Origin of the sequence: Pseudomonas sp. A25(2017) (genome assembly GCF_002001065.1) — a bacterium.
GTDB lineage: Bacteria > Pseudomonadota > Gammaproteobacteria > Pseudomonadales > Pseudomonadaceae > Aquipseudomonas > Aquipseudomonas kilonensis.
This window is the reverse complement of sequence record NZ_MUOA01000046.1, coordinates 102,728-117,203: the sequence shown is the minus strand read 5'-3', so window position 1 is coordinate 117,203 and position 14,476 is coordinate 102,728. Positions and strand designations below refer to the sequence as shown.

General features: G+C 60.1%; 9 protein-coding genes. 3 read left to right on the top strand and 6 right to left on the bottom strand.

Annotated elements, in window-relative coordinates:
* The first annotated feature begins 48 nt into the window (after positions 1–48).
* Both B0E42_RS07595 and treA read left to right on the top strand, forming a co-directional pair.
* Complete coding sequence (locus B0E42_RS07595; protein WP_024616516.1) at positions 49–1,605, top strand: carbohydrate porin; 1,557 nt, start codon at positions 49–51, stop codon at positions 1,603–1,605.
* Between the two features lie 138 nt (positions 1,606–1,743).
* Complete coding sequence (gene treA, locus B0E42_RS07590) at positions 1,744–3,372, top strand: alpha,alpha-trehalase TreA (protein WP_077506205.1); 1,629 nt, start codon at positions 1,744–1,746, stop codon at positions 3,370–3,372.
* Between the two features lie 125 nt (positions 3,373–3,497).
* On the opposite strand, the gene B0E42_RS07585 is transcribed toward treA, so the two are convergent.
* The gene (locus B0E42_RS07585) at positions 3,498–4,451 is read right to left on the bottom strand and encodes a sensor domain-containing diguanylate cyclase (RefSeq protein WP_077506131.1); all 954 of its coding nucleotides are present in this window, start codon (positions 4,449–4,451) and stop codon (positions 3,498–3,500) included.
* 3 nt (positions 4,452–4,454) lie between these two features.
* On the bottom strand, positions 4,455–5,465 hold the full coding sequence (locus B0E42_RS07580) for a response regulator (RefSeq protein ID WP_053179107.1): 1,011 nt from the start codon (positions 5,463–5,465) through the stop codon (positions 4,455–4,457).
* Positions 5,466–5,819: 354 nt separating this feature from the next.
* Between B0E42_RS07580 and B0E42_RS07575 the strand changes: the two genes are divergently transcribed.
* Complete coding sequence (locus B0E42_RS07575; protein WP_077506130.1) at positions 5,820–8,192, top strand: bifunctional diguanylate cyclase/phosphodiesterase; 2,373 nt, start codon at positions 5,820–5,822, stop codon at positions 8,190–8,192.
* A 9-nt stretch (positions 8,193–8,201) separates the two neighbouring features.
* On the opposite strand, the gene B0E42_RS07570 is transcribed toward B0E42_RS07575, so the two are convergent.
* The 4 genes from B0E42_RS07570 to B0E42_RS07555 all read right to left on the bottom strand — a co-directional run bounded on the left by B0E42_RS07570 (position 8,202) and on the right by B0E42_RS07555 (position 14,350).
* On the bottom strand, positions 8,202–8,639 hold the full coding sequence (locus B0E42_RS07570) for a substrate-binding domain-containing protein (protein ID WP_077506129.1): 438 nt from the start codon (positions 8,637–8,639) through the stop codon (positions 8,202–8,204).
* 11 nt (positions 8,640–8,650) lie between these two features.
* Entirely contained in the window at positions 8,651–9,883 is a 1,233-nt protein-coding gene (locus tag B0E42_RS07565; RefSeq protein WP_077506128.1) for a porin, read from the bottom strand.
* Between the two features lie 92 nt (positions 9,884–9,975).
* Positions 9,976–11,838: an ATP-binding protein gene (locus B0E42_RS07560; protein WP_077506127.1), complete on the bottom strand. Its 1,863-nt coding sequence runs from the start codon at positions 11,836–11,838 to the stop codon at positions 9,976–9,978.
* A 295-nt stretch (positions 11,839–12,133) separates the two neighbouring features.
* Positions 12,134–14,350 (bottom strand): TonB-dependent siderophore receptor, encoded by a 2,217-nt coding sequence (locus B0E42_RS07555; protein ID WP_077506126.1) that lies wholly within the window; start codon positions 14,348–14,350, stop codon positions 12,134–12,136.
* Positions 14,351–14,476 lie beyond the last annotated feature (126 nt).

The window sequence follows — 14,476 nt, the reverse complement described above, 5'->3', positions numbered from 1 at the left end:
GGCCGGTCGCGGCAACAGAACAATAAAAACAAAACAGGGAAAAACCACATGCAGAAAGCATCAAGCTGGCTACTCGTAGGTGTGCTCGGCGCCTCGGCGACCACTTCACAGGCCGCGACTCTGGAAGAGCGCATGGCCGCGTTCGAGGCCCGTGCCAGTGCAGCGGAAAAGCGTGCCGCCGCCGCCGAACAGCAAACCCAGGCACTCGCCAGGGAATTACAGCAACTCAAACTCGCCACGCCCGCCATGCAGCCGGTGGCGTCCGCCGCTACGGTCCCCACGCTCGATGCTCGCCTGGCCAAACTCGAAGCCAGCCAGCAAAGCACAGAGAAGCAGGGCAGTGGTGCGCACCTTACCGACGGTTTCAGCTTCAAGGGCTACGCCCGCTCCGGGTTGCTGATCAATGATGGGTTGGGCGGTGGTCGTGGCGGTCCGTACACCACTCCGGCCGGTTCTGTCGGCGGCGCTGTCGGGCGACTCGGTAACGAGGACGATACCTACATGCGTATCGACCTGTCGAAAGAGCAATACGCGCAGAACGGTACCCGCTCCAAGTTCACGGTTTCCATCGCCGATGGTGTGGAGAGCTCCAACGACTGGACCGCCGATGAAAGCAACCTGAACGTGCGCCAGGTGTTTACCGAACTCGATCACCTGGCGGCATTCAAGGGCAACTCGATGTTCGAAAACTCCACCCTGTGGGCTGGCAAGCGCTTCGACAGGGACAATTTCGACATCCACTGGCTCGACTCCGACGTTGTCTATCTGGCTGGCACCGGTGGCGGTATCTACGATATACAGATGAACAAGAACTGGCGCTCGAACTACTCGTTGATCGGTCGCAACTACGGGGATTTCAGTGAGGGCGGCGTCAATGCCGATGTGGAAAGCTACATCCTGACCTCCAACCAGTTTTTCGACAATGGCCAGTGGCAGTGGATGTTCAACGCCATCGGCTCGAAGAAAAACGACTTTGCTACCCGCACCAACGAAGCGGGGCTGGCGCCGGCCGATTCCGGCTTGCACAGCATGGTTGCCAATCACCAGAAAAACTTTTTCGGCCGCGAAGGCTTCTTCAAGACGGCGCTGCTCTATGGCCAGGGATTGGGGGCGGAGGTCAAGAACGTCGGTGCCGATGGCGAATTGATCGACGATGCCCGTGCCCTGCGTCTGGCGCTCTACGGCGAGACACCTATAGCGTCCGACTGGCGCATCGGCCCGAGCCTGCTGGCCGAGCAAAGCAAGGACCGCTACGTCAAGGGCGACGATTACCGTTGGATGACCCTCAACGTGCGGTTGGCCAACGAAATCAACAGCAATTTCGAGATGGCCTACGAGATGAGCTGGCAAACCATGCAGCTCGACCCCAAGGGTTACATGCAACGCAATGCGGTCGACGGCAACTTCTGGAAGTTCACGGTCGCCCCGACCTTCAAGCCTGACCTGGGCGATCTGCTCACGCGTCCTGAGCTGCGCCTGTTCGCCAGTGTCATGAACTGGTCTTCGGACCTGGACCGGTACAGCACCACCGACTCCTTCGGCAAGACTGACTTCAACGCCGGTGGCACCTGGCAGTACGGCATCCAGATGGAAACCTGGTTCTGATGCCGGCCAGTTGAAGCCTGTGGGAGCGAGCAAGCTCGCTCCCACAGGAGCTGGGGCTATCGAAGCGCATTTAATGAACCCAGGTCCATCCGGGCAGGTCACTCGTTTGTCAGGAACGACAATATGATGGAGCCGCCGATGCGACCTATGTACTTCACCAGCCTATCCTTTACCGCGCTGCTGTGCGTGGCCTGTTCAAGCCAACCGCCCGCTACATGGGGCTATGCCGACGCCCAGGCACGAGCCAATCTCCCCCCCGACCAAGCCTATCCCGAACTCTTTGAAGCGGTGCAACGCGAGCAGGTGTTCACTGACCAGAAGCATTTCGTGGACGCACTGCCCAACCGTGATCCAGCGCAGATCCGCGCCGATTACCTGGCCCGACGTAACCGCGATGGCTTCGATATCAAGGCCTTCGTGAAAGACAATTTCATCGAATCCGGCGAAGCCGAAAGCCCAGCATCCAAGCCCGACGCTCCGATCGAGGCACACATCGACAGCCTTTGGCCGGTACTGAGTCGATCCTACAGCCAGGTGCCGGCCTACAGCAGCTTGTTGCCCCTGCCGCAGCCCTATGTGGTGCCCGGCGGACGTTTTCGCGAGATGTATTACTGGGATTCGTATTTCACCATGCTGGGGCTTGAGCAGAGCGGCGATAAGGCTCAGGTCCGGCAGATGACCGACAACTTTGCCTACATGATCGACACCTACGGCCACATTCCCAACGGCAATCGCACCTACTACTTGAGCCGGTCTCAGCCGCCATTTTTTGCTTACATGGTGGAGTTACAGGCGCGTATCGAGGGCGACCAGGCCTATGGACGATACCTGCCGCAGTTGCAGAAGGAGTATGCCTATTGGATGGAGGGCGCCCAGTCACTCAAGCCCGGTGCGGCTGAGCGGCACGTGGTCAAGCTTGCCGATGGCAGTGTGCTCAACCGCTATTGGGATGCCAGCCCGACGCCTCGACAGGAATCGTGGTTGCAAGATGTCCGCACTGCCGAGCAGGCGCCGGAGCGGGCCAGGGAAGAGCTCTGGCGAGACCTGCGCGCTGGCGCCGAAAGCGGCTGGGACTTCAGCTCGCGTTGGTTGGACGATGGCCAGAACCTGGCGAGTATTCGCACCACGGCCATCGTGCCCGTGGATCTGAATAGCCTGATCTATCATCTGGAAAACACCATCGCCAAAGCCTGCGAGACGGTGCAGAACAGCCCCTGCGTCCAGGCTTACGGCCGGCGCGCCGAACTGCGCCAGCGTGCCATCGAGAAGCACTTGTGGAATGCCGACAAAGGTTTCTACGTGGACTATGACTGGCAACGCAACCAGCCACGCCAGCAGCTTACGGCCGCGACGCTTTTCCCGCTGTATACGGGGCTGGCGTCTGTCGAACATGCCAATCGCACTGCCGATGCGGTACGTGACGGCCTGTTGCGCCCCGGCGGCATCGCCACCACCCAGGTCAGTAATGGCCAGCAGTGGGACGAGCCCAATGGCTGGGCACCGTTGCAGTGGGTGGCGGTGGAGGGGCTGGACCGATACCGGCACACCGCCCTGGCGCAGCAAATTGGCAGCCGCTTCTTGCAGCAGGTCGAGAACCTTTACCGCAAGGAAAACAAGCTGGTGGAGAAATACGATCTGTCCGGGCGCGGAGACGGCGGGGGAGGCGGCGAATATGAACTGCAGGACGGCTTCGGCTGGACAAACGGGGTGACGCTAAAGCTGCTGGGTAAATATGCTGAAACGTCGTCAAGCCTTATGAGTGAGTGAATGCCACACACATTCCCTGTGGGAGCGAGCCTGCTCGCGAAAGCGGTGGTTCAGCAACATTGAGGGTGGCTGACACACCGCCATCGCGAGCAGGCTCGCTCCCACAGGGGATGTGTATGGGCTCGCTATTCATGCACCGTCACCCGATTGCGCCCGGTCTTCTTCGACGTATACAGCGCCTGGTCCGCCCTGGCGATCAGGTCGGCGTGGTCGTTCGAGGGTTGGCTCAGGTCGGCCACGCCCAGGCTGATGGTGAAACGGATGGTTTGGTCGTTGTACACCACCTCCAGCGCCTCCACGGAGTGCCGCATGCGTTCGGCGAAAGTGAGTGCACCGCTGCTGTCGGTATCTGAAAGCACCACGCCAAACTCTTCACCGCCATAGCGCCCGACCACATCGGAGTCGCGCGCATGTTCGAGCAGCAGCCTGGCGACTTGCTCGATGACCTTGTCGCCGGCCTGGTGACCGTAGGTGTCGTTGACCCGCTTGAAGTGATCGATATCGAGCATCACCAGGCTCAACGCATGGCCGTAGCGCTGGTGCCGGGCGTAGGCGGCTTTCAGGTTGCTCTCCCAATGACCGCGGTTGTACAGCCCTGTCAGCCGATCGGTGCTGGAGAGTTCCTGCAGCTGGGCGTTGGCGGCCTGGAGCTGGTGCCGGTTGGTGGCGACGTCGGTGACGTCATAGATCACCAGGCAGATGTGCTTGATGGTGTTGTCAGGCGAGCGCAGCGGCAGCAGCGTGGTGTTCTGGTACATGAACGCTTCCTGGCCGGTGATCGGTTGGTAGCTCTTGAACCGAATCAGGTACGGGCGCTGCTCCCAGACCGTGAACGCTGGCGTGCCCAGGGTCGCGACACTTTCCACCTTGCGGCTGAACCACTGGCGATCGACTTCAGGGAACAGGCTGAAAAAATGCTGATTGTGGGCATCCTTGGGCTGCACCCCGGAGCGGTTCTCCATGAAGGTGTTCCAGACCTGCACGCGGTACTCGCGGTCGAGCACCACGACACCGACGTCGATGCTCTGAACGATGGCCAGTAACCAGTGAAACTCGTTCAGATCGATGGGATCGTTCATGGCTCAGCTCATCAGGTAGGCGAGTTTGTGGGTCAACCGTTCGATGGAGTCTTCCGTGAACAGCAGCAACAGGTCGAAGCGAATATCGTGTCCTTCCAGGCTGTAGCTGATTTCCACCGCCAGGGTCTTTTTCCAGTGCTTGCGGTTGACCTGGATCAGGTCATCGATGGCCGCGTGCTGCCCGAGGATCTGCGGATGCCCCTGGGAAAACACCACATCGATCTGTTCGGCAATGCTGCTCAGGCACGCACCGATCAAGACGCTGGAAAGGTCCAGCAACATTTCCAGGTCTGAATAATCGGCGCTCTCGCGCTGCATCAGTTGCGCGATGTCGGCGATCTCCGAGTCATGGAATATCAGCAGGGCTTCGCCGGCGATACCGCTGCCGATAAAACCCTGGCAGATGGCCGTGAGTTGCTCGGAGCTGCCAACGTCGTTCAACGCCATATGCAGCTCACCGACCTCGAGAATGTTCACGTTCGGCACCGGCAACTGCACAAAGACCCCCAGTACCTTGGCGATCAGGGCCGCTGCCCGGCCGATGGCCACGTTGACCGTCTCGCGGAACACATCGTGGAAACTGATGGCCACGTTCGTGGTCGAGCGATTCTGCAACGGCACCTGGCTGGCTTGGGCCAGTAGCCCCAGCCGCTCCAGTGTCTGGCGCAGTTCGTTTTCGTCGAACGGTTTTTTCAGGAACGCCATCGCGCCCAGCTCAAGCACGCGGCGCACCGCCTCGTCCTGGACGTCACCGGAAATCACGATGACTTGCGCCTTCAAGCCCTCGGCGCGCAAGGCGCTCAACACCTGGTAGCCATCCATCTCCGGCATGGTCAGGTCGAGCAGCACCACTTGCCCCAGGCCTTGGCGTATGGCGTCCATCGCCTGGCGCCCGTTGACCGCCTCGGTGACCGAAACCGGCCAGTCTGTCGGCAGCGCGCGCAACACCTGTTTGCGCGCCATGTTGGAGTCGTCACACACAACCAGGGGAATCAACGGCACAGGGGCATCCATTGGCGTTCAATGGTAGGGAAGGTCCTACGTACATCATTCATAGGCTGGCAGGGGCCCTTTGATTAACGAACAGGATTTATCAGGCGTCGCGTCCTGCATGAAAGACTTGCAGGGCACTGTTGTATTAAAAACTGGACCAATAAGTCAGGGGAGTCAACTGCACTTCGTCATTACAACCGGCGCAAAGCCACGGTCGGCGTGCCGATTGGCAGTGGCAGGCGCAGTTTGTGGTCTATAGTTTTCTGCAGGTTCGGAATCCTTCAGTGCCGGCGACCAGGAACCACGTACGCCTCGCAGCGTTACCGCGTCGGATACCCGCAGGCCGTCAGCAGTGAACAATGCAGGGAGCACACCATGGCGATCCAACGGGCGAGTGTACTGACGTCGGCCCAGGATGTCGCCCCTCGTGAAACCGCCCAGTCCGATGCGACGAGCAATCGGTTTCGGCGCCGCTTCGACCAGGTCCAGGAAGCCTACATTCTGTTCCCGCTGCTGGCCGTTCTGCTGTTGTCGGTCATCTGGGCGGGCACCCTGTACCTGATCGAACTCGAACAGGCCCGCGCGCAGCAAGGCATCGCCGAGGCGAGCCTGGAAATCGGCGCCACCTACGAAGCGCAGATCCTGCGGGCGGTGCGTGAAATCGATCAGACCCTCAAGCTCGTCAAGTACACCTACGAGTCCGAACGCGAGCCAAACCCGCTGCCCAAGCTCAAGGCACGTGCCTTGCTGCCTTCGCCTTACTTGTTTGATGTCAGCGTGGTTGATGCCAGTGCCCTGGTCGTGGCCAGCACCCAGTCGAGCGAGGTGGGAAACCGGATCGCCAAGGATGAGCTGCAAACGGTGGGGCGTGACACTGCACTGTCGATCAGCCGCCCATGGAAAAGCCCGGCGACGGGGGAGTGGAAGTTGCGTTTCAGCCGGCGGCTTGACACGGGGGCTGGCGCATTCGCCGGGATCGCCATGGTTGAAGTCGATGCGGCCTATTTCGTCAGCAGTTATGACACCTCGAAGCTTGGCAATCAGGGCTTGCTCGGCCTGCTGGGCATCGACGGCGTCTTTCGGGCACGGCGTAGCGGGGAAGCGATATCGGCCGGCGATGAGGTCGATTACGCCGCCGTGGTGCCGGACACCGAAAACACTGACGCCGTACGCTTGATCAACGGAACGGACGGTGTGCGGCGCTACACCAGTGCCCGCCAGCTCTACGACTTTCCGTTGGCGGTGATTGTCGGCTTGTCCGAGCAAGAGCAACTGGCCGCGGTGAACCAGCAAGCGCACACCTACCTCTGGCGCACGGCCGGCGGCAGCCTGTTGCTGGTGTTGTTGGCGGGGCTGCTCGCCCGGATGAGTTGGCAACTGGTGCAAAGCCGTCTGCGCGCTGGCGAAGCGAAAATTGCCTACGCCGAAAATGTCGAGTATCTGGCCTATCACGACGGCCTTACGGCGTTGCCCAATCGCAGTCTGTTCAGCATGCTGTTGAGCCAGAGCATCGGTGAGGCAAGCCGTTATCGTCGGCAACTGGCGGTGCTGTTCCTGGATCTCGACCGCTTCAAGCAAGTCAACGATACGCTTGGGCACGATGCCGGCGATCAACTGCTCAAGGAGGTCGCGCTGCGGCTCAAGGCGTGTCTGCGCACCAGCGATACGGTGGCCCGATTGGGCGGCGACGAATTCGTGATCCTGCTGCCGGAGCTGTCCGATGACAAGGACGTGGCAACCACCGCCCAGAAAATCCTCGGCGCCATTGCCCGGCCCTTCAACCTCCAGGGTCAGGAGTTCCGGGTGACCGCCAGTGTCGGGATCAGTGTGTTTCCACAGGATGGCCTGGACGAGCAGACACTCAAGAAAAACGCCGATATCGCGATGTACCAGGCCAAGCAATGCGGCAAGAACAACTTCCAGTTCTACTCCGCGAAGCTGAACGCGGACTCACTGGAGCGGATGACGCTGGAGCTGAGCTTGCGCCACGCGCTGGAGCGCCACGAGTTTCAGCTTCACTACCAGGCCAAGCGAGATATTGGCAGTGGTCGCATTACCGGCATGGAAGCGCTCCTGCGCTGGAACCATCCGGACCTGGGTATCGTGGCACCGATGCAATTCATCCCCGTCGCCGAAGAGACCGGTTTGATCGTGCCGATCGGCAAGTGGGTGCTCAAGACCGCCTGCCAGCAAAACGTGGCCTGGCAGCAACAGGGATTGCCGCACCTGGGGGTCGCCGTGAACCTCACGGCACGGCAGTTTGCCGATGAGAACCTGCTCACGGACCTGGCTGAGATATTGGCCGAAACCGGTATGGATGCACGTCTGCTGGAGCTGGAAATCGCCGAGAGCCTGCTCATGCAGGACGTCAAGAGAGCGTTGAGCGTGTTGACCGGGCTCAAACACCTGAAGGTCCGCATCGCCATCGATGATTTCGGCATTGGCTATTCTTCGCTCTCTGCCCTCGAACAGTTTCCGCTCGACGTCATCAAGATCGACCGCTCGTGTATCTGCGATACCAGCAGCGTGTCGGAAGACAAAGCCTTGACCGAGGCCATTATTGCCATGGGCCGGACCCTCAGCCTGACCGTGGTGGCCCAAGGTGTGGAAACCAAGGAACAGGCCGATTTCCTGCGCGACAATGCCTGCGACGAGTTCCAGGGCTTTTACTTCAACAAGCCGGTTCCCGCCGATCAGTTCAAGGTATTGCTGCAAGCCCAGGCGGCCGACACGGATCTCGATAACTAAGGCCCGCGCTTATTGCGGGTCAAGCGGTAGTGCCCTGACGCTGCCGTCCACCTCCCGAGCATCGATATAGCCAATGGTGCCGGGGTTCTCTGCAACACGCTTCTTGACCTCCGCGCTGTTCGAAACAGCCTGCGGCGGTTGGCCCCTGCCGGTAAAGATGATTTTCGACCAGTGCGCCTTGAGCTGGGAGGCGGACTTGCTTGTGAACATTGTGTAGAACTCATCGCGGGTCGGCGAATCTTCCGTCAGGTCAATGGGAATTGCCTGTCCGCCGTCGGGGAAACGACTGGTCTTGCCGAGGAAAATATCCGCCACCTGATTGGGCGCGAGCGCTTTCACCGGGCTGGACGTGGCGACGACCACGACCACCTCGGCCTTGACGGCAGCGCTGGCTGCGCACAGGGCGAGCCCCGCTACGGCGAATCCGATGAGCCTCACAAACCCCATGGCCTGCTCCATCAGAATACAAAATCGACAGCTAGGCTGATGACGTTGAGCGAGCCCCCCGACGTGAAGTCCGGTTGGGGGTTGATCAACGGACCGACCGAGTTGCCCTTGAAACGTGTGTGATCGTATTGCAGTTTGGCGTCCATGTTCTTGGTGAAATCCCAGCGCACGCCAAGGGACACGGTCTGTTGGCCTTCATTTGAGCCCAGGACAGAGTTGAGCGCTCCGTTGAGCTGCTCGGCAACCCCCGCCAGGGCGGGCGGCAAGGCCGATGTCGTCAAGCCCGGGCTGGAGACTTCTGTTTCGGTCCTGGATCGAGCGTAGGTGACATAGGGGGTGAACGCTGCAACGCGGTACCCGCCGCTGATGTACCAGCCACTGGTCCTGCCCAGGCCGGAACGGCTATCCAGACGCCCCCATTCGCTCATGACGAACCAGTCGCCCGGGTCATAGCTGGCGCCCACTCCGAAGAATTCGACAGGCGTGTCATCGGAGTCGTAGCGATCAGCGATGGCGATGCCTTCGGCACCGAACGCCCTGAGCGTATCGAAGAGTGAATTGAACGGCTCCAGGGTCAGGTCGGCTTTCATGAAGGTGATGCGCGTGGTCAGGACGCCGAACTCGGTGGTGTTGGTGACCCCCCAGAAATTTCTCGTCAGTACCTTGCCGGCGCCGTCAGGCTGACGGGTGTCGTTCTGGCCGTAGTGCGCCTGCACGGTATTGGTGATTTCATCGACACGAAACCGGTAGCTGCCATCGATGCCGTCGCTGCTGGAAATCGGCATCAGGCTGTAGACCTCCATGGGCGCACGCACCCAGGGCAGGGTGTAGCCCACTTTTCGAGTGTCGGAGACCAGGAAAGTCGGCAATACGGTACGGCCAATGCGGGCGTTCAAGTCCGGCGTGAACTGGTACTTGATGTTGGCCCACTCGACAAAGGGGCGGTAGCTGTTGTCGTAGCGCTGCTCTGAAATGACCTGTACCACGGCCGACAGCTGCGGGGTGAACGTGGCAGTCAGTTGGGCACCGATCAGGCTGTCGACGTCGGCGCTCCAGTTGCGTGAATGACCGGCGCCGTTGGGTTTGAAGATACTGGAGGTGAAGTCGGCTCTTTTTTCGCTGGAATGGACGATCCCCACCGTGCCGAAACTGCTTAACGAGAACATATCGGCGGCGTCGGCGCTGGCGCCGCCGGCATACAGCGTCACGACTGCCAGGACCAGGGTATTGGGTCTTGTCACCATAGGGTCAACGTGACCTCGTTGCATGGATCGCCATTCGTCTGTTCCTTGTAACGGTGGCTGAAACTGCGCGCTACCACGCACCGAAGCGTAGCCTAGATCGCCAATTTGAGCGTAAAGGTCGCACCTGTTCCCGGGCCATCGCTATGGGCTTCCAGCGAGCCGCCCATCTCCATGGCCGCCAGCACGCAGCTGTGCAGACCAAAACCATGGCCATCCTTGCGCGTGGTAAAGCCATGGGCAAAGATCCGCGTCAGGTTCTCGGGCGCGATGCCTTCGCCATTGTCGATGACCTTGATGACCAGGGTGTCTTCTTGGGGGATCTCACTCTGAAGGATGATTTGAGGGGTGAACTCCGGCCGGTCATTCATGGCTCTGCTGGCGTTTTTTATCAGGTTGATAAGGATCAGCAGCACCCGGTGCTTGTCCAGTTGCAGCAAGGGTGTTTCGGCCAGGTTTCGCACCACGGTTATCCGATGCGCCGCGATGATGCCGGCGTTCATGCGCAGGGCATCCTCGATCAGTTCCTTTATCTGCACGGTTTCGGCAAGGCTGGAGGGGCCTGCATACGATTGCTGGGCGGAAACGATTTCCTTGATGTGGTCAACGCTTTTACTCAGCTGGCCGAGTTCCTCGGTCATGCTCTGTTGCTCGACCGCAAGCGCGTCCACCAGTTGGTTCAGGTAGCCGGGCAGCAGTTTGCCTTTTTCGTCGTGGGAGATGAAGTCGCCGAGGTCCTCGGCATGTTCGTTCATCATCTGCACCGCCTTGCCGAGCCCCAAGGCCTTGCTGGTGCGCAGCTTGCGGGTGACCAGGTCGGCGGAGATATTCACGCTGTTGAGTACATTGCCCACGTTGTGCAGGACGTTGGTGGCGATTTCGGCCATGCCGGCCTGGCGGGCGGCCGCGGCCAGTTGCGTCTGGGCTTCGGCGGCGCGCAGACGGCTTTGCGCCAGTTGCCAGCTCATCCGGGCGAGCAGGCCCACCAGCAACACCAGCACCAGGCTGCCGCCCGCGGCGCGCCAGAGATAGGTACGCGCTTGCTGGTTCACCGCGGCCAGTTGCTCTTGCTCGGACAAGCCGACAATCACCGCCAACGGAAAGTCGTAGAGCTGACGGGCACTGGTGTAGCGCCGCACCCCGTCCCATCCGTTGACCGAGAGCACGGCCTCGGTGTTTTCGGCGTCTGGCACCACGGCGCTGTAATCGACCGTATCGCCGGCCAGTACCGTTTCCCCGGTGCGCCGTACGCGGAAGATGCCGTCGGTGCCAAGGAGCCCGAGCGCACCCTGGTCGCCGAGTTTCGAGGCGTCGTAGCTGCTGACGAAATAGGCGGCATCGACCTCGACCCTGGCGATCCCGGAAAGCCTGCCGTCCGCCGCGTCGAGTCGCCGGCTGAAGCGCAAGCGCCATTCCCCGGTGACTGGGCTTTTCCACGGATGGCTGATGGACAGTGAGTCGCTATGGCGCAGCGTTTGCTGCTCATCCGGGTCCGCGATGTTTTCCCGGTCGTTGACCCGCGTGCTCGCCACGAGCCTGCCGTCCGGGTTGACCACACTGACGTCAAACACCAAGGCCGGCGGCAACAAGGCCCGCTCCTGGAGCCGACGCAGGGGATTGGGCTCGCCCTCGGCCTCGTAGGTGTATTTGACCAGCTTGAGGGTTTGATCGATTTCGTGAATGGCGCGCAACATTTGCGCTTCGTAGGTGGCGCCCATCTCCAGGCTCGCTGTCGCGGCGCTCTGCTGCGCGCGAAGGTGTTCAACCTTGATCAGGTACAAGGTAGCGGTCCAGATGACCAGCAACAGCAGCGCGGCCAGCAGCGGGAACAGAATGTAGGCTTCCTTGGCCTGGTCGAAGCCGAACCGAAACACGCCGGCCTCGCTATCGCCATCCATCTCTGCATGATGGGCAGGGCCAGGGGCCAACCTCAGTGTTTCAGGCCGCTGGATCGGCATAGTGTGCTCCCTGCATTTCACTATTGAAGGCGGGTGGTTATCCGACGCGGTTTATGGCTCGAGAGGATGTTGCTCCAGGTTGCACGAGCGAAAATTTTTCGGATTTGCTAGGAACTATAGACCACAAACCGTACCTGCCAGTGCGCGGTGATACGGATCGGTTTTCTGTATGAACAGGCGCTTGATCGCCCTTGAGGGAGGTAGAAGCCAGTGTCACCCAGCTTCTATTTGGTGCTTGGATTTCTGCTGCGTTACATGGCTCGGTCGACCCCTGACAGCGCCGACCGAGCCAACCTTACCACCTGAAATTAACGGAGGTTACCAACTCGCGCTCGTCGCCGTAGCGGCAGATGGCAAATTCACAGTAGGTGTACTTCTTGTTCGTCACGTTGTTTGCGTTGAGGGCAACGTCCCAGTTCTTGTCGATCTGGTAGCTGGCCATGGCATCGAACAGGGTATAGGCCGGCATTTGCGAGTCGATACCCGAGGCCTGGGTCGTTCCCTTGTAGCGAGCACCACCACCGACCTTCAATTGCGGCAAGCCGAGCAGGGCGAAGTTGTAGTCGGCCCATAGGGCGGCCTGGTGGTACGGCGTATCTTCGCTGCGCTGGCCTACTTCGCTCTGGACCACGCTTTTGGTAATGCGTGCATCGGTGTAGGCGTAGGTCGCAATGACACTCAGTTGAGGCGTCAGCTCTGTTTTGGCTTCCAGTTCCAGGCCACGGGAGCGTTGTTCGCCAATCTGCTGGGGATTTTGGCCTGACAGGTCACGCTTCACTACGTTTTCTTGCGTCAGCTCATAAACCGCTGCGCTCAACAGCGTGTTGCTGCCAGGGGGCTGGTAGCGGATGCCGATTTCGTACTGCTTGCCTTCGGTGGGATCGAAGGTCTGGCCAGGCGCTTCGGACACCGCGACCGGGAAGAACGACTCGCTGTAACTGATGTACGGCGCCAGACCGTTATCCGCCTGGTACACAAGGCCGGCACGCCAGGTGGTGGCTTCGTTCTTCTGGTCGATCTTCTGACCCGTGGCGAACCCTTTCTGATCCTGGTCGGCCCAGTCGTGTCGGCCGCCGAGCAGCAGTAACCAATGGTCGTCGAACTTGATCTGGTCTTGCAGGTAGATGCCTGTCTGCAGGGTATCGATCTGTGAGCCACGATCACGACTTTGTCTATCATCCACCACTACCGGTTGCCCGTAGTTGTAGTCACCGAGAGTGATAGAGGGTGCGGCGCCCCGGAAGTTATGCGAGTCGTACGAGGCGTCGTAGGTGTCAGCACCCACCAGGAAGGTATTTTCCACGCCACCGATGTTCCAACGTGTCTCGACGTTGGTGTCGCTGGCCAGGGCCCTGGAGCGCTCGTGCCGGTCGCTGTACTGACGGCTCAGGATACCTGTGGTAGCCGCTGTATTAATGGCCAGCGGACTTGTCTGGGCCTGCAGGTACTTCCATTTCACATCCGCTTCGTAGTAACGCAATTTGTTGCTGATGCGGGTGTGCTCGTCGAAACGGTGTTCGAACTCGTAGCCGATGGCGGACATTTCGCCATTCATATCGTCGTAGTCAGGCTCGCCGATAAAATCGTGGCGGCCGATGGTGATGGGGCCGTTGCCGACACCTTTGACGAGTTGGTAGGGCAGGGGGGCGGAGAAGCGTGTGTCACTTTTTTGATAGAAGGACAACAATGTCAGCGACGTGTCTTCGTTGGGACGCCAGGTCAGGGCCGGGGCGATGTAGGTCTTGTTGTCGTTGATGTAGTCCTGCTGGGTATCACTGTCGCGCTGAAGCATGGTCAGGCGATAGCTGAGGGTCTCGCTGTCGCCGAGCGGGCCGCTGAAGTCGGCTGTCAGTTGCTTGCGATCATGATTGCCATATTGCAGGCCCAATTCATGCAGCGGTGTTTCGGTCGGGCGTTTGCTGACGCCGTTGACGAACCCACCCGGTGACAGTTGCCCGTAGAGTACCGAGGCGGCGCCGCGGATCACTTCCACGCGCTCCAGGCCGAAGGGTTCCTGGACGCCGTCGTAGGAGTTGTTTTGCAGGCGCAGGCCGTCGCGCAGCGAGCCGCCGGTGGCGGACTCTACGTCGAAACCACGAATGCGGAACCGATCGGAGGTCCGGTTGAAGCTGCTTGGTTGGCTGGTGAAGCCCGGGGTGTAGCTCAGGGCATCGGCCAGGGTGTCTGATTTGCGATCGCGCATTTCATCGGCGGTCACCACGGACAGCGACTGTGGCGTCTCAGTGATGGCCGCGTTGGTTTTGGTGGCGCTGGTGTTGCGCAAGGCGACTTTGCCGTTGACCGGGCCTGTCGGGTTCTCCGGAGCGGCGGCATTGATGTTGATTTCACCGAGTTGAACCGTTGTACCCTTATCGGATGTTTCATCCTGCGCGGCGATCGCCTGCGCTGAAAAAATGCTCCCCAAAGCCAGTGCAAGGGTGCTCAGGTGAAATGCTGGATGACGCATGACGTAACGTTTTTCGGTGCCAACTGTTGTTTTTTTTCCGAGCATCGACGGAGTCCTTGAGTTTACATTTTGGCTTCGGGGGCCTTTATGCCCTGATTCGGTTGGTTCAGCAGACCATCAGGGTTGGTGTCTACTGGCCATATGTTAGCTGTAAATGATAAAGGTTTGCAT

Bases quoted from the DNA above. Each gene is read 5' to 3' on its own strand.
- B0E42_RS07595 (WP_024616516.1), top strand. From the start codon at position 49: ATGCAGAAAGCATCAAGCTGGCTACTCGTAGGTGTGCTCGGCGCCTCG.
- treA (WP_077506205.1), top strand. From the start codon at position 1,744: ATGCGACCTATGTACTTCACCAGCCTATCCTTTACCGCGCTGCTGTGC.
- B0E42_RS07585 (WP_077506131.1), bottom strand. From the start codon at position 4,451: ATGAACGATCCCATCGATCTGAACGAGTTTCACTGGTTACTGGCCATC.
- B0E42_RS07580 (WP_053179107.1), bottom strand. From the start codon at position 5,465: ATGGATGCCCCTGTGCCGTTGATTCCCCTGGTTGTGTGTGACGACTCC.
- B0E42_RS07575 (WP_077506130.1), top strand. From the start codon at position 5,820: ATGGCGATCCAACGGGCGAGTGTACTGACGTCGGCCCAGGATGTCGCC.
- B0E42_RS07570 (WP_077506129.1), bottom strand. From the start codon at position 8,639: ATGGGGTTTGTGAGGCTCATCGGATTCGCCGTAGCGGGGCTCGCCCTG.
- B0E42_RS07565 (WP_077506128.1), bottom strand. From the start codon at position 9,883: ATGGTGACAAGACCCAATACCCTGGTCCTGGCAGTCGTGACGCTGTAT.
- B0E42_RS07560 (WP_077506127.1), bottom strand. From the start codon at position 11,838: ATGCCGATCCAGCGGCCTGAAACACTGAGGTTGGCCCCTGGCCCTGCC.
- B0E42_RS07555 (WP_077506126.1), bottom strand. From the start codon at position 14,350: ATGCTCGGAAAAAAAACAACAGTTGGCACCGAAAAACGTTACGTCATG.